Source organism: Cuneatibacter sp. NSJ-177 (assembly GCF_022867805.1).
Lineage (GTDB): Bacteria > Bacillota > Clostridia > Lachnospirales > Lachnospiraceae > Pseudolachnospira.
In genome coordinates, this window is the sequence record NZ_JALIFO010000016.1 from 64,275 (window position 1) to 87,108 (window position 22,834).

At 55.2% G+C, this 22,834-nt stretch carries 20 protein-coding genes and 1 pseudogene; 1 reads left to right on the forward strand and 20 read right to left on the reverse strand.

The features are described from left to right. Window positions 1-31 precede the first annotated feature (31 nt). The 10 genes from MUB23_RS19245 to MUB23_RS19290 all read right to left on the reverse strand — a co-directional run bounded on the left by MUB23_RS19245 (window position 32) and on the right by MUB23_RS19290 (window position 8,510). On the reverse strand, window positions 32-1,345 hold the full coding sequence (locus tag MUB23_RS19245; RefSeq protein ID WP_244802375.1) for an acetyl-CoA hydrolase/transferase family protein: 1,314 nt from the start codon (window positions 1,343-1,345) through the stop codon (window positions 32-34). Then, entirely contained in the window at window positions 1,342-1,908 is a 567-nt protein-coding gene (locus MUB23_RS19250; protein ID WP_244802376.1) for a 2-oxoacid:acceptor oxidoreductase family protein, read from the reverse strand. The genes MUB23_RS19245 and MUB23_RS19250 overlap by 4 nt, the downstream gene beginning before the upstream one ends. A gap of 16 nt (window positions 1,909-1,924) precedes the next feature. Further along, the gene (locus MUB23_RS19255; RefSeq protein WP_244802377.1) at window positions 1,925-2,662 is read right to left on the reverse strand and encodes a thiamine pyrophosphate-dependent enzyme; all 738 of its coding nucleotides are present in this window, start codon (window positions 2,660-2,662) and stop codon (window positions 1,925-1,927) included. A gap of 2 nt (window positions 2,663-2,664) precedes the next feature. After that, entirely contained in the window at window positions 2,665-3,768 is a 1,104-nt protein-coding gene (locus MUB23_RS19260; RefSeq protein WP_244802378.1) for a 3-methyl-2-oxobutanoate dehydrogenase subunit beta, read from the reverse strand. An 11-nt stretch (window positions 3,769-3,779) separates the two neighbouring features. Further along, window positions 3,780-3,980 (reverse strand): 4Fe-4S dicluster domain-containing protein, encoded by a 201-nt coding sequence (locus tag MUB23_RS19265; protein ID WP_244802379.1) that lies wholly within the window; start codon window positions 3,978-3,980, stop codon window positions 3,780-3,782. Window positions 3,981-4,021: 41 nt separating this feature from the next. Then, complete coding sequence (locus MUB23_RS19270) at window positions 4,022-5,272, reverse strand: MFS transporter (protein WP_244802380.1); 1,251 nt, start codon at window positions 5,270-5,272, stop codon at window positions 4,022-4,024. A gap of 12 nt (window positions 5,273-5,284) precedes the next feature. Next, window positions 5,285-6,529: an aminotransferase class V-fold PLP-dependent enzyme gene (locus MUB23_RS19275; RefSeq protein WP_244802381.1), complete on the reverse strand. Its 1,245-nt coding sequence runs from the start codon at window positions 6,527-6,529 to the stop codon at window positions 5,285-5,287. 134 nt (window positions 6,530-6,663) lie between these two features. After that, window positions 6,664-7,041 (reverse strand): RidA family protein, encoded by a 378-nt coding sequence (locus MUB23_RS19280; protein WP_244802382.1) that lies wholly within the window; start codon window positions 7,039-7,041, stop codon window positions 6,664-6,666. 15 nt (window positions 7,042-7,056) lie between these two features. Continuing rightward, window positions 7,057-7,764: a cupin domain-containing protein gene (locus tag MUB23_RS19285; RefSeq protein WP_244802383.1), complete on the reverse strand. Its 708-nt coding sequence runs from the start codon at window positions 7,762-7,764 to the stop codon at window positions 7,057-7,059. Between the two features lie 65 nt (window positions 7,765-7,829). After that, a complete protein-coding gene (locus tag MUB23_RS19290) occupies window positions 7,830-8,510 on the reverse strand; it encodes an L-2-amino-thiazoline-4-carboxylic acid hydrolase (RefSeq protein WP_244802384.1) in 681 nt (226 codons plus the stop codon). 322 nt (window positions 8,511-8,832) lie between these two features. Here MUB23_RS19290 and MUB23_RS19295 point away from each other — a divergent pair, with 322 nt between their 5' ends. Continuing rightward, a complete protein-coding gene (locus MUB23_RS19295; protein ID WP_244802385.1) occupies window positions 8,833-9,552 on the forward strand; it encodes a helix-turn-helix domain-containing protein in 720 nt (239 codons plus the stop codon). A 69-nt stretch (window positions 9,553-9,621) separates the two neighbouring features. Here MUB23_RS19295 and MUB23_RS19940 read toward each other — a convergent pair whose 3' ends face one another. The 10 genes and pseudogenes from MUB23_RS19940 to MUB23_RS19350 all read right to left on the reverse strand — a co-directional run bounded on the left by MUB23_RS19940 (window position 9,622) and on the right by MUB23_RS19350 (window position 22,834). Further along, window positions 9,622-10,338: a DUF4186 domain-containing protein gene (locus MUB23_RS19940; RefSeq protein WP_330641947.1), complete on the reverse strand. Its 717-nt coding sequence runs from the start codon at window positions 10,336-10,338 to the stop codon at window positions 9,622-9,624. 97 nt (window positions 10,339-10,435) lie between these two features. Continuing rightward, window positions 10,436-11,101 (reverse strand): annotated as a pseudogene (locus MUB23_RS19310) (ATP-dependent DNA helicase); the annotation flags it as partial. A gap of 115 nt (window positions 11,102-11,216) precedes the next feature. Continuing rightward, complete coding sequence (locus tag MUB23_RS19315; RefSeq protein WP_244802386.1) at window positions 11,217-13,685, reverse strand: FAD-dependent oxidoreductase; 2,469 nt, start codon at window positions 13,683-13,685, stop codon at window positions 11,217-11,219. 22 nt (window positions 13,686-13,707) lie between these two features. Beyond that, entirely contained in the window at window positions 13,708-14,190 is a 483-nt protein-coding gene (locus tag MUB23_RS19320) for a (2Fe-2S)-binding protein (RefSeq protein ID WP_244802387.1), read from the reverse strand. Then, window positions 14,171-15,073 (reverse strand): FAD binding domain-containing protein, encoded by a 903-nt coding sequence (locus tag MUB23_RS19325; RefSeq protein WP_244802388.1) that lies wholly within the window; start codon window positions 15,071-15,073, stop codon window positions 14,171-14,173. The genes MUB23_RS19320 and MUB23_RS19325 overlap by 20 nt, the downstream gene beginning before the upstream one ends. Continuing rightward, window positions 15,070-17,352 carry a xanthine dehydrogenase family protein molybdopterin-binding subunit gene (locus tag MUB23_RS19330; RefSeq protein WP_244802389.1) on the reverse strand — a complete coding sequence of 761 codons (2,283 nt, stop codon included), beginning with the start codon at window positions 17,350-17,352 and terminating at the stop codon, window positions 15,070-15,072. Before MUB23_RS19330 ends, MUB23_RS19325 begins: the two co-directional genes overlap by 4 nt. 13 nt (window positions 17,353-17,365) lie before the next feature. Further along, window positions 17,366-18,238, reverse strand: coding sequence for a UPF0280 family protein (locus MUB23_RS19335; protein ID WP_244802390.1), 873 nt, complete (start codon window positions 18,236-18,238; stop codon window positions 17,366-17,368). 51 nt (window positions 18,239-18,289) lie between these two features. After that, window positions 18,290-19,342: a TAXI family TRAP transporter solute-binding subunit gene (locus tag MUB23_RS19340; protein WP_244802391.1), complete on the reverse strand. Its 1,053-nt coding sequence runs from the start codon at window positions 19,340-19,342 to the stop codon at window positions 18,290-18,292. Window positions 19,343-19,358: 16 nt separating this feature from the next. Beyond that, window positions 19,359-21,290 (reverse strand): TRAP transporter permease, encoded by a 1,932-nt coding sequence (locus MUB23_RS19345; protein WP_244802392.1) that lies wholly within the window; start codon window positions 21,288-21,290, stop codon window positions 19,359-19,361. A 17-nt stretch (window positions 21,291-21,307) separates the two neighbouring features. Beyond that, window positions 21,308-22,834: a DUF362 domain-containing protein gene (locus MUB23_RS19350; RefSeq protein WP_244802393.1), complete on the reverse strand. Its 1,527-nt coding sequence runs from the start codon at window positions 22,832-22,834 to the stop codon at window positions 21,308-21,310.

The following is a 22,834-nucleotide window of genomic DNA, read 5'->3' on the forward strand; positions in this document are numbered from 1 at the left end:
TCCCCCTTCCGCTGTATGGGGAACCGTAACATCAATACATCCATCCTGCCTTTTTCGCCTTGAAGGTCAGCTCATCCCGGAAATCCGGATGGGCGATGGCAATCAGCCGCTTGGCCCGGTTTTCGATGGTCTGATCCTGGAGATCCGCTACTCCGTACTCCGTGACAATATACTGCACGTCGGTACGCGGTGTGGTGACGGCGGAGCCAAGGGGCAGCGTCAGGTCAATCTTGGACCGCTCTTTTCCCTCATGATCCGTATAGGTGGAGAACATGGTGATATAGGACTGGCCTCCCTTGCTCATCTGAGCCCCGCGGACGAAATCCAGCTGGCCGCCGGTTCCCGTATACTGCCTGGTTCCGATGCTCTCCGCGCACACCTGTCCCGTCAGGTCCACCGCCAGGCAGGAATTGATGGACAGGGCATTGTCATTTTGCGCGATCACATAGGGATTGTTCACCCACTCGAAGGACCGGGTCTCCATGATTTCCGGACAGTTTTGAAAGATCCAACGGTGCTTTTCCGTCAGACCGCTGAACACAAACACACTTTTTCCGGGAATCAGCTTTTTCTGGCTATTGTCCACAGCGCCGCAGCGAATCAAATCCACCATGGTCTCCGCAAACATTTCCGTGTGAATCCCCAGATGCTTTTTGTCCTTCAGATAAATGCCGACGGCAGTGGGAATTCCGCCGGTGCCAATCTGCAGACAGGCTCCATCCTTCACCCGCTCCATGATATGTCCGGCCACAATCTTATCCTTTTCCGTGGGCGGCCGGTTTTCTTCTACCGGCATGGTAGCGTCCAGCTCCACAAGAGCCGTCAGTTCATCCACGTGGAGCATCGAACAGGGGCCTTGGATATAAGGAACATTCCGGTTCACATGGGCCAGAATCCGCTCGTAGGTGTGCTTGGTCTCCGGGATTCCCGTGGCGTTGGTTCCCAGGCTGACGTATCCATTTTCATCCGGCGGCGACACGTGCACCAGCGCGCAGTTTGGCTTCCAGTCCCGAAGGCGGGAGGCGATCAGCCGGTTCAGATGAACCAGCTGCACGCCCACCTGAGAGCCCTGGGCGATGGCCTCCCTCTCCCCCCTGGAAAGGAAACAGGATACCTGATTCACTTTTCCATTGCACTCCGGCAGGGAAATCTTTAACGGTTTTGACATGACCACTGTGTACACGGTCACATTTTTAAAATCGTCCCGGTGTTCATAGAGGGCGTCCAGCACCTCATAGGTAGCGGCGTCGCCGTTTTGAACCACGATGCCGTCGCCGTCCTGAATGTAGGACAGCAGTCCTTCCATGGTTGTTTTCTTCTTCTCGTAAGTCTCCCGCCAGTTCAATTCTCTTTCCCCCTCTCCCCGTATCCTCTCTTTTTAGCCTCGGCAAATCCGGCTTTCAGGGCCGTCAGGTTCCATTTGAGGTAAGCTGGTTTTTCCGCCATCATCTTTTCTACAATCTTCCCGGCCTCCTCTTCCGTCGCCACATCCATGCAGCAGGTGAGAAAACCGAAGACCAGCGTGTTCATGACCTTTCGATCTCCCACCTGCCGGGCCAGCTCATCAAAGGGCACGGAAAGGACGGTGATATCCGGATGTTCCTTTGGATGGGAAATCAGGCTGGAATTTAAGATCAGGATTCCGCCCTTTTTCACGGAGTCTCCAAATTTGTCATAGGAATCCTGGTTCAAAAGGACTTCGGCATCATAGGTTGCAGCAGCAAAACTATAGATCGGCTCCCCACTTGTCATCACAGCGCACTGGGAAAAACCGCCGCGCTTGTTGGAGCCGTATTCCGGAAAAAAGCTGGCGTAGCCATCCTGCTCATTGATGGCATGAAGGAGCATCATGCCGACTACCTGCACGCCCTGGCCTCCGGAGCCGCGCAGAAAAAAACTTGTCTTCATATCCTACCATCCTCTCTTAACATATGGATTTGAATACGCCCAGAGGGAATGTCCGCGTCACCACATCCCGGACATGATCGCAGGCCTGCTGCGGCTTCATGTGCCAGTTGGTCGGACAGGCGGACAGAATTTCGATGAAACTGTAGCCGCCGCCCTGTTCCTGGATTTGCAATGCCTGTTTCAGCAAGCGTTTGAATTCCAAGATGTGCTTTGGATCATACAAAGCCACACGGGCCACCAGCTTCGGAGCATCCAGGGTGGCGATGATTTCCGCCATGCGCAGGGGATAACCTCTCTCCTCCGGATTGCGTCCCTGCTTGCAGGTGGGCGTTTTCATTCCCACCAGGGTGGTGGGAGCCATCTGACCTCCGGTCATGCCAAAGTTCAGATTATTCAGCATCAAAACCGTGAAGTTTTCACCGCGGTTGGCGGCGGTCACGGTCTCCATCAGGCCGATCCCGGCGCAGTCGCCATCCCCCTGGAAGGCAAGCAGCGGGGTTCCCGGCTGACAGCGCTTAAATCCTGTGGCTGTGGCCGCCAGTCTGCCGTGCTGGGATCCAAATTTAGGAAACCGGTCCAAATCCGGCAGATTATTGAAGCATCCCACGCCGTCGCACAGGACGAGGCGATCGAGAAGCTTTAGCTCCGTGGCTGCTTCGCAGGTGAGTTTCATGACATTGCCGTAGGAGCATCCGGGGCAAAAGCTGTTGGGCATGTCGCCCTGCCCCGCGCTTCTTCCATAAATTTCTTCCACTGCTATTCCACCTCCCTCATCAAAGCGGACATTTGTTCCTCAATGACTGACGCATAGGGAATCCCGTGAATTCTGTGATAGCTCTTCACAGGGATTTCCGGATGAACCGCCGCCTTGACATCGTAATAGAATTGGGCCGGCACCGCCATCTCCACGCACAGCACGCCTTTGACCTGCCTGGGATTCAAAGCGGCCAGTTGCTTTTTGGGGAAGGGATAAAGAGTCTGCGGCCGGAACAAACCGGCTCGGATCCCCCGATTCCGCAGTAAATCCACCGCGTCGTGGGCAAATCTCGCCGGACTTCCCCAGGCTGCGATAACAAACTCTGCATCCTCCAAACGGTAGGTCTCAAAGCGAACCTCCTGCTCCTCCCAGGTCCGGTACATGGCTTCATTTTGCTGGTAGTTATACTCGATATTGGCCTGGGCATCGAATCCTTCTCTGGGGAAGGGACCCCAGCGGGGAGTTGCCGAGACCTCTCTCAGCTCCCCTTTTTGCCTGGCTCTGTCGATGACAAAAGGGTACTCGTGCATATGTTCCGGCAATTTTCGAAACTCCGGCATCCGGATTCCCGCCTCCGCCATCTGGGCGATCATGGCATCGGCCAGCACGATCACCGGCGTCCGGTACTGCAACATGATCTGGGGAGCCTCGTAGATCATATCCACCGCTTCCTGCATGGAACCAGGGCCAAAGACAAAGGCGTGCATGCCGCCGTTTCCCAGAGAACCGGTGGACACCTCGTAGCAGTCCTGGGTTCCGGGCAGACTCCCGGCTTCGGCGCCGGTCCGGTTGACGAACACGATCAGCGCGGGGATCCGGCCTCCTCCCATGGCGCTCAATCCCTCTCCCATCAGCGCAAAACCGGGGCCGGAGGTCGCGGTCACGGCCAGACGGCCGGCAAAGGCGGCCCCCATCAGCATACAGGGGATTTCCACCTCAGCGGACCCTTGAAGAAAGACGCCTCCTGCTTCCGGCATCCGGTCGCTCATATACTCCAAGAAGGGACTGGCCGGCGTAATCGGATAGCCGCCGAAGAACCGAAAACCGGCCCGGACCGCCGCCTCCGCCATGGCATGGTTTCCCTTCCACACACTCTTTTCCATTGATTTTCCTCCTACCGGTAGACGCGAATGGCTGCGTCCGGACACATAATCCCGCACAGACGGCATCCACTGCATGTTTCTTCTTCCACCTGTTCCACAAAAAAGCCTGTTTCCCCGGCCTCTTCGCTCCACCGGATTAAATGCTTCGGGCAGACCCCGATACATAGGCCGCAGCTTTTGCAGTACCGGCGGTCAATCTCAATCTTGGCCATTTTTTCTCTCCTTTTCCGCCTGAATTGTCTGACTTTTGCTTTCATCCTGTTTCAGCCTGAATCGTCTGGCTTTTGTTTTCATCCTGCCGCAGGGCAATCAGATAAAAGACTACCGCCGCCCCAATCAATCCGGCCAGCAAACCAAATCCCAACCCATAGGAACCGGTGGCGTCATAGAGAAAGCCCAGCAAAGGCACGGAAAAATTGCAGCCGATGCAGGAGGCAATGGTCACCGCAGGGTAAATGGAATCATAGTTGGCCGCGCCGAACGCCTGCTTGGTGGCTATAGCGGGCAAAACGGTCACCAGCGCCGCGGTAAGGCCGAACAGCGCTGCTCCGATCAGTCGGACGGATAAGGCAGCGCTTGCCATGAGAATCAAAAGGCCGCCGATACAGATCGACGCAGTCGACAGCATGGCCGGTTTCAGGCCAAAACGGTCGATCACCACTCCCAGAAGCACCTTGCCAATCATCATAGCAAACATCAGTATGGACAAAATCATTCCCGCGCTGGCATAGGACAGTCCGCTGTTTAAATTAAAGCCGGACATGTGCTGCACGATGGCATTGTATCCGCCCATAAAAAGGACCGCCAGGAACAAAGCGCCGAAGCGGGCTCTGCGGTTTTTCTGCCGGAAAAACTCCCCTGTAGGAATCCGGATATCCACCGCCCTTTTCCCCGCCTCTTTCTCTGCTCCATAGGGCAGCAGCCCCTTCTCCTCCGGCTTCAGCCGCAGCACGAAAAGGGTGAAGGGCAGAACGACAGCTGCTCCGATCACTCCCACGGCCAGGTAGGCCTGCCGCCATCCGAAGTGCTCCATGATGGCGCTGATAACAGGATTTAAAATGGTTCCCCCGACTCCGGAGAAGGCCATGACGACTCCCATGGCCATCCCCTCTTTTTTTCGGAACCAGTTGCTGATAATGATGGGCGCGACGGGTACGCCGCAGTACGGCATGGCAAATCCGATCACCGCACCGCTGACATACCAGAGAAACACATGGTGATAACAGGCCATGGCTCCGAAGGCTGTGCAGATGGCAAGCGCCGAAAGGCTGGCCACCACGGACAACCGGAAGCGGGCCAGTACCCGGCTGACAAGCAGAACGGACAAGACATTCGTCACTCCCTGCACGGTCATATAGAGGGAAAGGCTTCCCACCCCGACCCCCAACTCCTCCGAGACCGGCGTCAGAAAGATACCGGCGCAGCTGTTTACAATGCCAAGCCCGACAAAGGTCATGGCGCAGCATCCCGCCAGCATCCGCCAGGCTGGGTGCATTTTCTTCATGCCGCCTCTCCTTTACTTTCCAAAATCGGGCTCTCTGCCAATCTCCGCAATGATCTCCCGGATTGCCTGGAAGAGAACGTCAAAGTCCTTTTTGTTGTTAAAGTAGTGGCAGGACACCCGGAAACCGCCCATCCAGTTGGTGAACCGCAGGGAGATGAAGATCTTTCTTTCCAGCAGACGGTTCATAACCAGCCGTTCCGTCTCCAAATCCTGGTACAGACGTCCGACCACGATGGCGGACAGATGCTCCGGCTCGTCGTGGGTGATCAGGGTTCCTCCCACCGACCGGAAGCCGTCGATACACAGGCGGACGTTCTCCATCACCTTCTTTTCCACGTTTTCAATACCCAGCTCGTTGATCAGCCCCAAGGTCTCTCCCAGGGCCACAGCGCCGGGGTAATTGGCGGTGCCGCCGGTCTCGTACAGCTTCGCGGTTCTCTCAAACACCCAGTCATTGACCGCCAGGGCAGCCGGATTTTCCCAGCGGGAAGGCTGACCGGGAGCCGGTTTTACGGTGTTTGCATATCCCCAATATACTGGATCCACTTTTTTCTGGGTTTCCTTATTAATGTACAAAACCCCCGCGCCAAAGGGAGAATTCAGCCACTTGTGGCAGCCGGACGCCATGAAATCCACATGAATTTCCTTGGTGTCGATCTTCATGGTGCCGAACTGCTGCACCATATCCACCACCAGGAAGATACCTTTTTCCTTACAGAAATCGCCGATGGATTTCAGATCCATCTTCCAGCCGGTGCTCCATTCCACGGAAGACAAAACGATTGCCTTGGTATGCTCGTCGCACACCGCGGCAAAATCCTCCACCTCAAAACGGTAGTCCTCCTTAACCACCTCGCGGATTTCAATTTCCTTTTTCCGGCGGACCGCACACCAGGGAAGGGCTACCTGAATAAACTCGCAGTTGGTGGTTACGATATTGTCACCGGGTTCCAGAGGAATGGAGGTGGCGGCAATATTCAGGCCATGGGAGGTATTTTCCACCAGGGCAATCTCCTCGATATCTGCGTTCAGGAGCTTTGCCGCTTCCTGATATGCCTTGGCCCGCTTGGCATCCAGGCCGCCATGATGCAGGCCGGAGCTCTCCTCGTCATTGCGGGCGGCATATTCCGCGTAATCCTGGACGGCCCGGACCACTCGTCTCGGCGCGATCCCTACACAGGCCGCATCCAAAAAGGTCTTATCGGCCGATGCCAACCACGGATACTCTTCTTCTCTCACTTTTTCCCAATCAATCATTTCTCTTCTCCTTTTTATAAAAACTTGTTTCCATTCACGGTCCATAAAAAGCACGCGCCATGAAGGCTACCAATGTCTTATTTATCTTGACCATTTCCCGTTACTTCGTCTCGTTTTGCGGCAATGATTTCGTCTCACTCTACGGCGACGGCTTCCATCTCCAGCAGCACTCCTTTGGGCAGAGCAGAGACCTCCACGCAGGCCCTGGCCGGAAAGACGGTTCCCTCAAAAAATTTTCCGTACAGATCATTCACCAGGCCGAAGCCGCTCAAGTCTTTCATGAAGATGGTTGTCTTGACCACCTGTTCTTTCGTCATCCCCGCTGCTTTTAGAATCGCTTCCACGTTTTGGAGAACTTGGGCCGCCTGTTCCTCCAAGGTGCTGCCGATCGATCCATCCGCCGGATTGACCGGAATCTGTCCGGAAATATAAAGCGTACCGCCGGCCCGGACTGCCTGGGAATAAGGGCCGATGGCCGCGGGCGCATTCTTCGTCTCTACATTCGTTTTCATTTTCTGCTCCTTTCCTCACTCTGCCTTCACATTGATGTCGATCCACATGATGGAGGTATCGCCGGTATTTTCCAGGCAGTGAACAGTTTTCGCCGGAACGCAGGCAACGGACCCGCTTTCCAGCACCTTGGTCTGACCGCCGATTTCCAGCCGTCCATGTCCTTGGATCACATAATAATACTCATGAGTATCCGCGTGGGAATGTCTGCGGATGGCTCCTTTCGGCGCCTCCGTCAAAAGCTCGGCAAAATCAATTTTCTGGGGCCGCCGCAGTCCGATCCCCCAAAGCTGCAAATTCAGTCCCTCCCTGGCTGTCTCATTCTCCGCCAAGTTGAAAATATCCGTATACCAGAAACCGCAGCCAACATTTTCGGACGCACCGGTGCTGGTCCAAGTCTGAATTCCCTCGGACGCACCGACAGGAGCCAATCCCCCTTTCACCCGAAAAACAATCAGCTTCATGGTTCCGCCGCCGGTATTGACGATCTCATGGGGAAGCCCAGGGGTAAAATACAAGGTGATATCTGGTCTGGCCAGATACAAATCGCCTTTTGGGATCCTGTCGTACACACTCACCGCGCCGTGTCCCTCCTGGACAAAGTACAACCGCTCCTCCGGCTCTCCTTTCAGGAAAAGGCGTTCTTCGGGTGTTAAAAGCAGTTGATCCACCTGGACATTCCCGCCGCTGCCCTCCTCCCAGGACAGCAAACATGTTTGATTCATTCCCTTGTCTTCCTTTCTGTCATGTTCTGGTCAAACAGTTCCTATTCCGACAACTCCATTCTGTTCTAGCGAAACACATTAAAATTGGTGTGGCGGAAGCTGACCAGGCGGTCCGTCATCTCGGTTCCATAGGTTTCCGTGAAATCCTTTAAGACGGCTGCGTTCACAGCCTTCCCGTCCGCCTGAAAGACGGCGGCCACCACCTCACTGATAGACCAGTAAAGATGCGCGCAATGATAATCAAATCCATAGGCATCTTCCGTTTTTTGCGCAACATCCGGAAACGCTTCATAAAAAGTATTTTTGACCCGGTGCAGGCAGTAGGAGCTGCTGTTCAGATTTGTCTCCGCCTCAAAAATCAGCTCCGGATTGAATCCCCGGCAGACTGCCTTATCGATCAGGGAGCAATATACGTCCCCGGCCTCTAAACATCCCATTTCCAGGAACCGGTCATGCCAGGGGCAGTTGGTAATATGAAGCTCATAGTCCGGAGAAAGGCTTTCCAGGTCCCCGTCCGCCGGAACCACCTCCGAGGTGGCGAGCAGTTCATTGTACTCCATGAAAGTAGGGTGGTTCAGCTCCTTGCCGTCCCGGATCGCCTTCTGAGCCATTCGCTGCCCTCTCTGCAGTCCATAGTGCTGAACCGCGAGAACAAAAGCGGCTTTTCCTCTCTCCCCAAAGTCTTCTTTCAAATAGGTATAAAACTTGGCTGCCAGATGTGCGTGTACGGCTTCGTGAAATCCCATGGTTTCTCCTCCTTTTTTTGACAACACTTGGATGGCGGATTGCCTTGTATCTCTGGATTGCTTTGTATCCTTTGATTGCTTTTATTATAGCGATATATTTTTTATATTTCAAATCGCCAAAATGGAGCAAAAGTGGAATTTTTCCCTCTCATTTCCACTCTAAATGGAATTTGTCAGGGCCATCGAGGGAATTTTTGCGCAAATAAAAAACCCGTTTCCGGGTTCGCAGGAAAATCTCTTTCTAAGGGAAGCGCAGCAGTTACCATTGTGTCTTGCTTTTTTTTCCGTCAATGTTAAAATGGGAGAAAAGGAGGGATTCCCCATGGATGAAATTGAAAAGACCGTCGGCGCGAAAATCCGCATGTACCGAAACGCCAAGAACTATACGCTGGAAGAGCTCGCGGCCAGGATCTATAAGAGCAAGTCCATTTTATCCAAATATGAGCTGGGCGAGGCTTCCGTGGATCTTCCGACCCTCTGCGAAATTGCTGCGGCTCTGGATGTGGATATCCGGCAGTTTTTCGACCACATTGAGCCGCCTGCGCAAAAAATTGCCGGGATGCGCTATGGAATATTCAGCGCCCCGGCCCTGTACTTTTATACTCTGGTGAAAGGCAGAAAAAAACAGATCCTAAAAGGATACCTGACCTTTTTCGACACGCCTGACGACAGAATTTCCACCACCTTTTACCTGGGCGTTCCTGATTTTTCCGACTGCTACAGCTGCTCCACCGTCTATTCCGGGGAAATGCTCTGCCACCCCACCAACGCGGTCATCCTCCTGGTCAATCACTCGGATGCCTCGGACCACACGGCAATCTTTGCGGGAATTCATATGAATTCTCCCAACGCCTGCTACGGAATGATGATGCAAAACGGCTACGCCACCGGCGATCCCGGTGCTTTTAAGGTGATCCTGTCGCGCGTGCCGCTAAAAGAAGAGGAGGAGCTGATCGAACGACTTCAGATTTCGAAGGACGATCTATCCGGCACGCGCCGCACCAATATCTTTGGGTATCAGACTGGAATTATACGAAAATAGCCCAAAAGCTTCCACCATAAAAGCGACGAACACTCCTGGCTCGGATCGTTCCATGGGTAGAACGCTTCTTCACGGTTTCATCTGCCTGCCGATCCATTCCATAATGATGTCCACGACATATTCTTTCTGCTGGGCCGTCAGCTCGGTTCCGGCTGGGATCGAATGCCACTTTTGCAGGCATCCCTGGCAGCAAGTGGCGGTGGCGTGTTGTGCCACAAAAACCGGATGGCCCCGCATGGGGGTCTGCTTTCCATCATTTGGGATCACAGCCGGGGCCAGCCTCTTTTCAATGAATTCAAACGCATGGGACCGGACGGTATCCATGCCTTTTTCATTCACATAATGCCGGTCATTTGTCTTCAAGGAAAAACTGCTCCGGAACTTGGACTGGGATAGGCGCTGAAACAGATCCCCTCCATACAAAGCCGGCTCCTCCATGGCCATGGACGGCTGCGCGCCGCCTTTGTAAGGAATCATTTTCATTTTCTGCTGCGCCGCCGTCCCTGTCTCCGCCGGATTTCCCTTCTTACTCCCCTGCGCTGCGCCGTTTTGAATCCGCTCCGCCAGCTTCGTATTTCTGGCTGTGGTGGTCTCATTTTTTATGGCATAGGAAACAGCCCTCTTTTCCCCGATCAAGACCAGGATCTTCTTGGCCCTGGTCACGCCGGTGTAGAGCAGATTTCTCTGCAGCATGACAAAATGGCTCATGGTAACCGGCATGACCACGATGGGATATTCCGAACCCTGGGATTTGTGAATGGTGGTGGCAAGAAAGCACCAGCTCATCCAGCTCCGTCACGTCATAGACCACATCCCGCCCGTCAAAATCGACGGTCAGCTCCCGGTCCTCCAGATCTACCCTGGTGATGGTCCCGATATCCCCGTTGAATACTTCCTTGTCATAATTATTTCGGATCTGCATGACCTTATCCTTCAGGCGGTATTGTACGGCGCCTCTCTTTAGGAAAATTTCGGACGGGTTCATCGCTTCCTGCAGGATCTGATTCAAATTCGCGGCACCGCAGACCCCTTTTTGCATAGGCGTCAGCACCTGAATGTCCTTTTGCGGATCTACATGATAATAGCGAGGCAGATTTTTCGTACAATACCGCACCAGCAACTCCACCGTCTCTTCATTGGTTTCCCTTGCGGCGAAAAAGAAATCAGAATCCTTCCCACCCCGCATGTCAATGGGCTCGCCCTTGTTGATCCGATGGGCATTCATGATGATTCTGCTGCCCTGGGCCTGGCGGAAAATCCGAATCAGCCGAACCACCGGAATCTGCCCAGAGGAAAGGATATCCTTTAAAACATTTCCAGCCCCTACGCTGGGAAGCTGGTCCGTATCTCCCACCAAGATCAAGGTCATATGCTCCGGAACCGCCTTCAACAGACTGTTCATCAGCATCAGATCAATCATCGAGCACTCATCCAGGATCAGGACATCGCCCTCCAGAGGATTATCTTCCTTTTTCTGATAGCCCTCCGGTGGTTTGAATTCCAAAAGGAGGTGAATGGTCCTGGCCTCCATCCCGGTTGCCTCCGACATCCGCTTCGCCGCGCGCCCGGTGGGAGCTGCAACCTCTGCCAGGTTCGGCTTTGAAATCTTTCAGATTTCCGCGTTACAACACGGAGGAATCCAAAATCTGTTTTGTAGCTCCTTGTCAGGAGAGTTTACACTTCAACACATCACACCGCAGGCACCGGCAGGCCTCATGCTTCATCTGCTCCTCGGTGATGGTCTTCTCGCTCTCTTCAAAGGGATCTTCCGTCTCATGGAGAGTCTTTTGCACCGGATGTTCTCTCTTTTGAGGCGTCTCATCGTTCTCGTGGGTCTTCACCCGCTCGATGGTATTGATATCCACCACCTGGCCGGTTCCGCCCAGATAGAGATCGATGGACCCGGCGGCCAGTTTGCCGTCGTTGGCGCATTTCACCACGGTAGCGGGCACGGCGGTGCAGTCTCCGCCGGAGAAGACGTAGGGCAGCTTCGTCGTTCCGGCAAAGGCCACTGTGACACCGCGGGGATTCAAGATCGCCTCGATCTCGCCGGTCAGCCCTTCCGTCACCACACTCTGGCCGATAGCCACGATCAGGAAGTCTGCTTCGATGCCGATCACATTGTCCTCATTGTATTGGGGAGAGAAGCGTCCGTTCTGGAATACAGAGCTGCATTCCTTGAACAGAATTCTGGACACGTGACCGTCCTCGCTGAATACCTCCTTCGGGCCCCAGCTGTTGTTGATGAAAATGCCGTCCTCCATAGCTTCCGCGATCTCCCAAGAGTTGGCGGGCATTTCACTGCGGGCTTCCAGGCAGAACAGCTGCACGCTGGCAGCGCCCAGGCGCAGGGCGGTGCGGGCGGCATCCATGGCCACATTTCCGCCTCCCACCACGACGATCCGTTTTCCCTTGAAATCAGGCTGCCTCTTTTCCCGGACGCTTCCGAGGAAGCCGATGCCGGAAAGCACATTGCCGGTGTCCTCGCCAGGGATACCCAGCTTCCGGCTGCCGCCGGCGCCGAGTCCCAGGTAGACAGCGTCAAAACCGTCCGCCTTTAGGCTTTCCAGGGTGATGTCGCGCCCCAGGCGGGTACCGGTCACAAACCGGATCCCCATGCTGCGGAATACATTCAGCTCCTTTTCCAGGGCTTTTTCGGGCAGACGGTACTCTGGAATCCCCGCCGCCATCATGCCGCCGATGTAGTCCTTGGCCTCATACACCGTCACGTCGTAGCCGTTCTTTTTCAGATAGAAGGCGCAGGACAGGCCGGAAGGGCCGGAGCCGACTACGGCCACCCGCTTTCCGTTTGCCGGTTTTACCTCCGGAACCGGGAAATCCTTTCCTTCCTCCATCAGCCGGTCGGTAACGTAGCGCTTGATGTTGCGGATCGCCACAGGCTCGTCAATCTTGGTCCGGTTGCACAAAGTCTCACAGACATGATTGCAGATTCTACCGCAGGCCAGGGGGAACGGGTTCTCTCTCTGGATCGTCCGGTACGCGCCTTCCAGATCTCCGTGATACGCCTGGTTGATGTAGACCGGAACCGCCACACCCGCCGGACAGGCATTCTGGCAAGTATAGCGCATGCAGTGGACATAGGCTTCCGGATCCCAGCGGTCATAGAGGCATTCGGTGCAGTACAGACAGGGATTCACCAGGTCGTCGCGGCCGGACTGCACCTTTTTCACCCACATGGGATCCGCGATCAGCGGCCGGGCCAGGGCCACCATATCGGCCCGCCCCTCTGCGATCACGGCTTTGGCCACATCGGGATTTCCCAGTTTTCCCACTGTCACCACCGGTACCTTGACCTGCTTTTTGATGTCCTCGGCCAGGTATACATTGGGGCCGTCGGGGTATTCGTAGGTCGGTTTTCCTCTCTGATCGCTGTAGCCCTTCAGACCGCCGTCGTCAAAGCGGACACCTGCGGATACGTCGATGCAGTCCGCGCCGTATTTCTCCAGCTCTTTGGCAAATATCCGGCTCTGCACCAGTGTATTTCCGCCCACGATGAATTCCTCGGCGCTGATGCGGACAAAGATCGGAAAGTCCGGCCCCAGCAAGGCACGAATCCTCTTTAGGATTTCGATATGGATGAACATCCGTCCATAGATATCGCCGCCGAATTCATCGGTCCGCGTGTTGGTCCTCCGCGAGATGAAATCCGCCATGGTGTATGTATGGGCATAATGGAGTTCAATGGCATCGAACCCGGCCTCTTTTGCCCTCCTGGCGCCGTCCACAAACTGATCAATGATATGGTAGCACTCTTCCCGTGTCAAATCAGCGGGCACTTTTCCTTTTCCGTGGATGGAATGAGCAATCTGCAGGCCGATTTTGCAATTTTCCCTGTGAACCGCGTCCACCAGCTGTTTCAGCCCTGCAATATGGAAATCCTCGCTGATCTGCAGGCGTTTTCCCGGATGAATGTAGTAGGAACATACGCTGGTATGCTCTGTCATAATCAAGCCTACGCCCGACCGCGCCCGGTCCACATAATGCTTTATCGTGTTCTGCGTGACTTCGCCTTTTTCTCCGGCTGAATTGGAGAACATGGGTGACATGATGACACGGTTGGGCATTTCCAGTGAATTGATTTTAATGGGGCTGAATAAGCCTGCTTGTTCCATATCGTTTTCCTCCCTGATTCTGCTATTTTTCTGTTTTTTGCTCTTGAAGTTTTTTTACGGCGATGCGGATCGCATCGTAAAATTGGAGATACCCGGTGCAGCGGCACAGGTGGCCTGACAACTCATCCCGGATCTGTTCCTCATCCGGATTCTCACAGCGGTCCAGGATTGCCTTGGCAGAGAGGATCACGCCGGGAGTACAGAAACCGCACTGAACCGCTCCAGCCTCAATGAACGCCTCCTGCAGCGGGTCCAGCTCGCCGTTCTTGCTGATCCCCTCAATCGTAACCACTGTTTTTCCGTGAACCTTAGCCGCAGGAACCGTACAGGAATTCACCGGCCTGGAATCAAGGATCACCGTGCAGGCGCCGCATTCACTCTCCTCGCAGCCCATCTTGGTGCCGGTCAGAAACAGCTTTTCCCGCAGAACGCGCAGCAGCGTGTCCTTCGGTTCCACCTCGACGGTTACCTCTTCTCCATTCAGGTTAAACGTTATTTCCTGCATGTTCTGCACCTCCTCTCAGAAGTTTGCCCAGGATTTCCTCCACCGCCTTAGTGACCAGATCCTGAACCAGCACCTTCCGGTACTCGCCGGATCCGCGCAGCAGGCTGTCCCGCGGGTTTGCCTCGTCGTGGGCCAGTTGTCCCGCCGCAGCGGCCAGCCCTTTTTCACTTACCTGTTTTCCCGTCAAATACTGCTCTGCCTGCCGAAGGCGGAAAGGGGTCACCGCCACCGGGGATGCAACGATGCGAGCTTCCGCGATCCGTCCGTCCTTTTCCGCCAGATACGCCGCCACATTGACTATGGGAAGCGCCAGAGAATTTCTGGGCGCCAGCCGCTGGAACGAGGTAGCGTAAGGGCAGGCCGGAAGCGGGATATAAATTTTCGTCATAAGCTCCCGTCCTGGATTCAGGGCGCTTTTCCCCACGCCCAGAAACAGTTGCTCCACCGGCACTCTGCGCCGCCCTTCGGCGGAAACGATCTCGCATTCTGCGCCGAGAGCCACGAAATTCACCGTGGAGTCAGCGGCCGGCTGGGCGCTGACAATATTACCGCCCACCGTAGCGATATTCCGGATCTGAGGAGATCCCACGCTCCGGCAGCCGTCGGTCAGGCATTTCACCCGTTTTTTCAGCTCTCGGTTTTCCGCCACCTCCGCATGGGTGACACCTGCGCCGAGGATGATTTCATTTTCCTGGATCAAGACGCTGTGCAGCTCCTTGATCCCGTCGATATCGACCAGGGCCGACGGTTCCCGTTTTCCTTCTTTGATCCAGAGAACCAGATCCGTGCCGCCTGCCATGATCATGGCTTCCCCCTGATAATCCTCCAGCATCCGGACGGCTTCTTCAGCGGATGTGGGATACAGATATTTCTCGATTCTCATTTGGAAGCCTCCTTTTCCTTCAATGCCCGGTAAACCTTTTCCGGTGTGATCGGAAGATCGGTGATCCGGACGCCCACCGCGTCCTCAATGGCGTTTGCAATGGCGGGTCCGGTGGGGATCAGGGTCGGTTCGCCGATTCCCTTGGCTCCAAAGGGGCCGATGGGATCGTTGGATTCCACGATCACACTTTCCACCTCCGGCATATCCTTGATGGTCATCAATGTATACTTGTGCAGACCCGTACTCTGAGGGATCCCATCCTGAAACTGCATATTCTCGTAGAGGGTCCAGCCGATTCCCTGGGCTACGCCTCCGTTGATCTGACCGATCACGCCGCCGGGATTGATGACCTTGCCCACGTCATGAGCCGCCACCACCCGGAGGACCTTGACAAAGCCGGTCACCGTATCCACTTCCACCTCCACGCTCTGAGCCGCATAGGTATAAGCGCTGGAATAGTCGCCGTAGCCTCTGGAATCCGCGCCGATGGTGGGCGGATCATAGCTGATATACTCGGTAAAAGGCACCGACCGGTTGGTCCGGATCGCCAGGGCGCAGAGTTTCTTTAAGCTGATGCAGTCTCTGGGGTCCGCCGTGTAATAGGCCACGCCGTCCTTGATATCGATGGCCCCCTTTGGCCGCTTCAGCGCCTCCGAGGCCACATTTAGAATCTGATCCTTCACCTTAAGCGCACAGTTATAGATCGCTTTTCCCGCCACAGTGGTAACCCGGCTGGAATAGGTTCCAAGGCCAAACGGACTGACGTCCGTGTCCAATGGCATCACTACCACCTGGTCGATGGATACGCCCAAAACCTCGGCCGCGATCTCCGCAAATACCGTGTAGGCTCCCTGTCCGAGGTTGGATTCTCCGGAGAAGACAAAGACCTTTCCGTCTTCGTGAATCCTAATCATGGCAGAAGATCCGTCGTACTTGTCGCCGCCCCGGTTGCCGGATACATGGGTCATACAGGCCGTGGCAATCCCCCGGCGGATCCGCCCTCCCTCCGCCGATTGAGGCAGGCGTTTTTCCCGGATTTTTCGGTCCGCCGCTTCCAGACACTCCGAAAGGCCGCAGCTTTTGATCTTCCAGCCGTGGAGCGTCAAGTCTCCGGTGCGGACGCAGTTTTTCAGGCGGACCTGGACCGGATCCAGCCCAATCTGCTTGCAGCACCAATCGATCATGGATTCCAGCGCATAGTGGGCCTGGCTGTTGCCGTAGCCGCGGAAGCCGCTGGTCGGGATCAGGTTGGTATAAATCAGGTAGGAATCTGTCTTGCAGGAGCGGAACCGGTACAGGCAGTCCGTCCGCACCGACATATTCAGCAAAATCTTGGTGGCCGCCCAGCTGTAGGCGCCGTTGTCGGCCAGAATCTTTGCCTCCTTTGCCACCATGGTCCCATCCTTCATCATTCCCAGCTTCAAATGAATCTGCGGAGCCACGCGTGGTCTGGTGGTCAGCATCTCCTCCTCGCGGCTCATCACATACTTGACCGGACGTCCCGTGGCCCTGGCCAGCACGGCCACCACCGGATGAAAGTTCCGAATCCAGATTTTGGCTCCGAAACCGCCGCCGATGACCGGCGACTTAATGGTAATCCGGGTGGGGTCGATCCCCAGCGCCTTGGCAATCTCGTTTCTGCCCTGGAAGGCCGACTGGAGGCCGGTCCACATGGTCAGGCGCCCGTTGGGCTCCCACTGGGCAATACAGCCGAAGGGTTCCATATATAACCCCTGCACCCGGTGGGTGCAGAATGTCTTTTCAAATACATAGTCGCAGGACGCAAAATCTTCCTCCAGATTTCCCTCAGAAAAATGGTATTCTTTTGCAATATTGCCGCCGGGGCAGTCTTCGTGCACCAGCGGGGCTCCGGGAGCCATAGCCTTCTCCAAAGTATCAATGACCGGGAGAAGCTCATATTCCACGTGAATCCGCCGGATCGCTTCCTCCGCGATCTCCTCGCTCTCTGCCGCCACCGCGGCAATCTCATCCCCCACATAGCGGACTTTTTCCGAATTCAACATTTCCACGTCCGCAATTTCCAGGCCGAAGCGGTTCTTCGGACAATCCTTCCCGGTCAGCACGGCGCGCACGCCGGGCAGAGCCTCCGCCTCCCCGGTGTCGATCCGGACAATCCTAGCATGAGGGTGAGGGGAGCGCAGGAATTTGGCGTACAGCATGTTGGGAACCGTCATATCGTCCAGATATTTGGCTGTTCCGGACACTTTTTCCTTTGCATCCACAAAACACTGCTTGTTGCCGATATACTTATACTCCATCTTTTCTTGTCTCCTATATCTCAGTCAATTCAAAGGCTGCTTTCTCCAAGGGGTAACGTGCTGTTTTTCCTCCCAGAAACAGTACGGCCCCCCGGATGACCCCCGCCCGGACAAGCTCTCTGGCCCGGCCGGTTCCCTGGCGAAGGGCCTGATCGATCACCGCACCGCCAAGGGGCCCTACCTCTTTCACCACGAGATCTCCCCGGATATCGGTCCCGTATTCCAGCTCTTCCGCCAGGCAGCGGACAACCTGCGGGTCCTCCACATAAGTGGCGTTGGCAATGTCCGTGGCGGCGGCATCCGCCCAGGAGGGCTTTTCCGCGATCACCGTCACCGCCGAGGCGATTCCCTTTGACAGGCTGCGGCCGCCGAATCCGCTGGTAGCAAGCCCTGCGCTCTGATAGCCTCCGGGAAGCTTCAGACGGTGGGTCACATCCCGCCGGTTCAAATCGCTGACGATCCCGATGGACCATTCTCTTGTTCCGTCTTTGCTTCCCAGCGCGATATCTCCTCCATTGTTGACCACCACCATATCCGCCTTTGTGGCGGCAAGAATATGGTCTCTGACCATCTCGGAAAACGTTCCCGCCACAGCGGCCATCGGGGTAAAGTCGTCCCGATCCAGCCGCCGGACGGCCTCAGCCATCCGGCGGAGAATTTCCGGGCAGTCTTTTAGCATTTCTTCCGAGAGATCCGGAATCCGGCGTCTGGCCAAGGGAAGGGAAGGAATCAGAATGTCCAGCTGCCGCAAAGCCTCCCTGGCTCCTGCCGCCGCCGCTTCTATGGCTGCCTTTCCCGCCTGCTCCGCCAGAATCGACATGGTGACGGGCCCATAGTCCACCAGGACTCTTCCGTCCGGCAGAATTCCGTATTTACACTCATACATGTTCCCTTCCTCCTCGCCAAATCGATTTCCAAATCTCATGAAAACTACCTGCTATTTGTGTTCCTCATAATATTTTACCGCGCCAGGATGAAGCTCTACAGGCGATACTTCCTGCATGGCAGCCAAATCCAGCGTGGACAGAGAACTATGGATGCCTTTGAAATATTCCATATTCTCATCGATGGCCTTTACAATATTGTAAGCCGTCTCATCCGGCATGTCGGCGCTGGCAAACAGAACCACCGTAGCCGCCACTGTGTTGACATCATTTTTCAGGAAAGAATAAGCCCCTGCCGGAATGGTTACTTTGTAGGTGCCAAGCTGATCGTTTACCTTCTGGATGACGTCATCGGACAAATTCAAGAGGGTCAGATCCACCGAGGTCGCCGCGTCCACCACGTTGCTGGACGGAACCTGGATCACATTGCTGTAAGCCTCGATCTTACCGTCGCGCATCAGGTCCAAAGAACTGCCCATGGAAATGAAATCCACTGCGCCGCCCCAAGAAGCCAGATCATCATAGGTGATACCTGCGGCTTCCAGACAAGCTTTTCCCACCAGCTCCATGAAGGAATCCTTGGTGTTAAAGTTAATTTTCAGCCCGTACTGAGCGTTTTTGATATCTTCCAGCGTCTGAAAGCCCAGGTCATTCTTTATGATAAACTGCTGGGCCGCTTCGCCGTACAGAACGGTGATGGCGCGGAGATTATCCATCTCTTTGTTAAAGGGGGCCGCCCCGTCTCCGGCCAGCTTCAAAAGACCGGTGTGGGCGATGCCGAGATCCACTTTACCGCTGCTGACCAGGGCCACGTTGGCCGCTTCCTGGCCGACCTCGTAAGCCACGTTGGAGCCGGGGAAGCTGCGCCGGATGACTTCGCCGGTGCCTTCGCCGATGGACGCCCAAGCGCCGCCGATGGAACCGCCGCAGATCGTCAGGTTCATGGCCGCCCCGCCGGAAACCGGCGCGGTATCTCCCTTTTCGGCCGTGGATTCCCCGGAAGCATTTCCGGTGGTGGTTCCGGTCTCCGTACTGCACCCGGAAAATGCACCGATACAAAGAATCGCAGCGAACAGACAACATAACGCCTTTTTCATTTTTTTCATATTTTCCTCCTTGCCCTTAGGCTGATGCGGGGTTTACATGATTCTTTTCTTTCTTGTTTTCCAGGATAGAGATCAGAGCCAATACAGCAAAAATTGCAAGCCCGATATAATCGGTGATGGTCTCCGGATACATCATCAGCAGGCCGCTGATAAGCAAAAGCACGCGGACAAGCGGATTGACTTTGCGGAACAGCCAGCCCTCAATCCCGGCGCTGATGGCATACACGCCCGCCAGGGCCGTAAAGATGATCCAGATGGTGCCCAGCGTAAAGTTATCCGCCGTCACCAAAAGCTTCGGCTGCAGCACAAACATAAACGGTACAATGAAGGACACGCTGCCGAGGAGGCAGGCGCTCCACCCAATCTTTGTCGCATTCCCTTCCGCGATACCGGCGGCCGCGTAGCTGGCCACAGCGACGGGCGGTGTGATGGCCGACATGGTGGAGAAGTATACAACAAACATGTGAGCGGACATGGGCGCCACGCCCAGCTCATAGAGCGAGGGAATTGCCAGAGAAGCCGTCAGCGCATAAGCCGCCGCCACAGGCATTCCCATGCCAAGCAGGATACAAAGGACTGCGGTGATAGCCAAGGCAATCAGGACGTTCTTCCCGCCGAGACTGAGCACCAAGCTGGCAAGTTTGCCGCTTAAACCTGTGGTCATCAGGCCGCAGATCACCATACCGGCGATTGCGCAGGACATGGAGATGATTACTGCCTGGAGCGCGCCGTCTTCCAGTGCCATCCAGATTTTCTTCGGTGTCATGCGGGTCTCTTTCCGAAGGAAACTGGCCAGAATCACGCAGACAATACCGGCGACAGCCGCCATGGAAGGCGTATACCCCTGCATGATCATTACCACCAGAACCACCAGCGGCAGGATGAATTGAAAGCCTTTTTTCAACGTTTCCTTCATGTCGGGGAGTTCTTCTTTGCTCATTCCTTTTAACCCCAGCTTTTTGGCTCTAAAGTGAACCATCAGCATCAAAGCCAGGTAATAAAGAACGCCGGGTACTAAGGCCGCAATGGCAATATCTTTATAGGGAATACCGGCCATCTCCACCATCAGGAAGGCCGCAGTCCCCATGATCGGAGGCATGACGCCGCCGCCCGTGGAAGCCACCGCGCAGACAGCGCCGGAAAAATCCGTGTCATAGCCGACCTTTTTCATCATCGGAATGGTGAAGGAGCCTGTGGTCGCCACATTGGCGGTGGGGCTGCCGTTGATCATCCCAAAGAGCGCGCTGGATACGATGGAAACCTTGCCGGCGCCGCCGGTGTAACGGCCGGCCACCGCCATGGAGAAGTTGTAAAAAAAGTCGCCTGCTCCGGAGTAGTTGAAAAACGAGCCAAAGAGGCAAAACAAAAAAACGTAGGTGGAAGACACGGCTATCGGCGAGGTGAAAATGCCGTTGGTCGTGAATACCAATTGGTCCAGAATGTCGATGGGAATCAGTTCCCGGTGGTTCAAAAGTCCGGGAAGCAGATGCCCGAAGAAGGTATACAGGGTAAAGACAATGGCAATGGTCGGCAGAACCATGCCCATGGTCCGTCTGGTTCCGTCGATGACCAGGACGGCGAAAATAATGCCCACAATGATGTCGGGCACGCTCAGGGGATCCACCTGAGGCCAGCGCAGGAGATACCGGGATACCTGGGTGGCATAGTAAATCCCTGCCACAGCCACCACGGCGGCCACCACATAGTCCACCTTGCCGATATGATCCCTCTTACTTTCCCGCTGTGGGGTATACAGCAGATAACAAAGCACCATGATGAATGTCAGATGAATACAATAGTGCATCACCGGCTGTATGGAAAAAAAGGTACTCTGTATGATCTGATACAGCGACATGATCACTGCAATGACCCCTAGAATCCTCTTCTCGGTTCCTTCGAGCCGGCGTCTTTTTCCGCCGGCCCAAAAATTTGAAAACGTCTGTTTCATTTATCCACTTCCCTCCGTCACCTTTTCAGCTTCACACATTCCGTCCTTCCCTCCCTGAGGACCTCCTCACGGGGGCGTATGGCCTGCATATGCCCTCCGATGGCTTCATATTTTTCCTTCGTTATGGTATACTCGATCGGCGCAATCACCGCCGGGGATGCCGTATAGTTGAATGGTTCCTCGACCATCTTCTCCACATCCGCCAAAAACGTAATGCCGCCTCCGGGCATAACAAAAGTCTCCGCTCCTGCGATGCTGAGCACCGCGTCTCCGGCATGTACGGCACGGGTCAGCTTCACCGGGTCAACCGTCACTCCGGCCCGCGCGCTTCCGCCGACGCCCGCATAATACATAGCCGAAACTTTGCTGTCCTCGCAGTTGTCGGCCGCCATCCTGCGGAACGCCTCCAGTTCCTCCGGAATCGGGATGGAATGCGGCTTGCCGTCCTCCCCGACTTCGAAGAAAGCAATTTTTCTCCAGGTCGTCTCCGCCACCAGGATTTTCATTCCGGGCCTGGCGATGGTCATATCGATGTCCTTGATCGCCTCCACCGGATCCTTGATGTTGGTTCCGCCCCATCCGTCTCCATGCTCAAAAAAGTATCTGCCTTCCGTGGCAAGCCTGCCTAAAGGCGTCACGCCGCTGTAAGGAAGCTGCTCCGCTCCGGCCGGATGCTTGGTAAACAGCCCGGTGATATGATGATCCAGGATAATGGCTTCATCCACCAGTTTTCCCAGATGCTTGGCAAAAAGGCCGCAGCAGGCTCCTCCGCATCCCACACGCATCTTCGTGTCCGGTTCTCCGTTGATAATGGGAGCCTTGCCCACGGTCAGCGTCATTTTACAGCCGCCGTCCACCACAAAGTCCACAGGCTTCCGGTTTCCCAGATCCGCCATGACTTTTACCACCGTCATGCCGTGGGGACCTTTCACCCGGTTCACACCTCCCAGAATCAAAATCTGAGAGCCATACTGCTCGGTGCTCACCGTTCCCACTTCGTGGCCCTGACATCTCACGGCCGCGCCTTCATCGCCGATATGAATGTTACTGTCGATCTTTACCATCATGGAACTGTAGGAGATCGGCGCCTCCGTCACGGCCGTGATCACGTCAAATCCATCAATCTTTTCTTCTACGATATACGGTGCCGGGTGATAATCCGGGTACGCAGCTCCTGCTCCTACCGCAGTGATCAGCGGCGTGCTGATTGCAATCTTCTCCGGATCCTTTTTCAGGTTATCCGGAATCTGGAGCGGACGGTTTCGATACAGCTCTCCGTCCTGGTTCGTAAACCGCTTGCAGGCTCCCATCTGTCCGTTCGGAATTTCACACTTTACACCGCAATTTTTGCAGATGACAAAATCCGGATCCGGCCTTTCCTGCTCCCGCAGAGCGTCAAATTTACATTCCTTCAAGCAGGATTTACAGTTGACACATTCCTCACTGATCACTGCCTTTTTTTCCACGATCTTTATCGCGCCCATGGGACATACCTTTTCACAGGCCCTGCATCCCCGGCATTTCTCCGTTACGACACCTATCAT

Bases quoted from the DNA above. Each gene is read 5' to 3' on its own strand.
- MUB23_RS19250 (WP_244802376.1), bottom strand. From the start codon at position 1,908: ATGAAGACAAGTTTTTTTCTGCGCGGCTCCGGAGGCCAGGGCGTGCAG.
- MUB23_RS19260 (WP_244802378.1), bottom strand. From the start codon at position 3,768: ATGGAAAAGAGTGTGTGGAAGGGAAACCATGCCATGGCGGAGGCGGCG.
- MUB23_RS19265 (WP_244802379.1), bottom strand. From the start codon at position 3,980: ATGGCCAAGATTGAGATTGACCGCCGGTACTGCAAAAGCTGCGGCCTA.
- MUB23_RS19270 (WP_244802380.1), bottom strand. From the start codon at position 5,272: ATGAAGAAAATGCACCCAGCCTGGCGGATGCTGGCGGGATGCTGCGCC.
- MUB23_RS19275 (WP_244802381.1), bottom strand. From the start codon at position 6,529: ATGATTGATTGGGAAAAAGTGAGAGAAGAAGAGTATCCGTGGTTGGCA.
- MUB23_RS19280 (WP_244802382.1), bottom strand. From the start codon at position 7,041: ATGAAAACGAATGTAGAGACGAAGAATGCGCCCGCGGCCATCGGCCCT.
- MUB23_RS19285 (WP_244802383.1), bottom strand. From the start codon at position 7,764: ATGAATCAAACATGTTTGCTGTCCTGGGAGGAGGGCAGCGGCGGGAAT.
- MUB23_RS19290 (WP_244802384.1), bottom strand. From the start codon at position 8,510: ATGGGATTTCACGAAGCCGTACACGCACATCTGGCAGCCAAGTTTTAT.
- MUB23_RS19295 (WP_244802385.1), top strand. From the start codon at position 8,833: ATGGATGAAATTGAAAAGACCGTCGGCGCGAAAATCCGCATGTACCGA.
- MUB23_RS19940 (WP_330641947.1), bottom strand. From the start codon at position 10,338: ATGAGCTGGTGCTTTCTTGCCACCACCATTCACAAATCCCAGGGTTCG.
- MUB23_RS19315 (WP_244802386.1), bottom strand. From the start codon at position 13,685: ATGGAACAAGCAGGCTTATTCAGCCCCATTAAAATCAATTCACTGGAA.
- MUB23_RS19320 (WP_244802387.1), bottom strand. From the start codon at position 14,190: ATGCAGGAAATAACGTTTAACCTGAATGGAGAAGAGGTAACCGTCGAG.
- MUB23_RS19325 (WP_244802388.1), bottom strand. From the start codon at position 15,073: ATGAGAATCGAGAAATATCTGTATCCCACATCCGCTGAAGAAGCCGTC.
- MUB23_RS19330 (WP_244802389.1), bottom strand. From the start codon at position 17,352: ATGGAGTATAAGTATATCGGCAACAAGCAGTGTTTTGTGGATGCAAAG.
- MUB23_RS19335 (WP_244802390.1), bottom strand. From the start codon at position 18,238: ATGTATGAGTGTAAATACGGAATTCTGCCGGACGGAAGAGTCCTGGTG.
- MUB23_RS19340 (WP_244802391.1), bottom strand. From the start codon at position 19,342: ATGAAAAAAATGAAAAAGGCGTTATGTTGTCTGTTCGCTGCGATTCTT.
- MUB23_RS19345 (WP_244802392.1), bottom strand. From the start codon at position 21,290: ATGAAACAGACGTTTTCAAATTTTTGGGCCGGCGGAAAAAGACGCCGG.
- MUB23_RS19350 (WP_244802393.1), bottom strand. From the start codon at position 22,834: ATGATAGGTGTCGTAACGGAGAAATGCCGGGGATGCAGGGCCTGTGAA.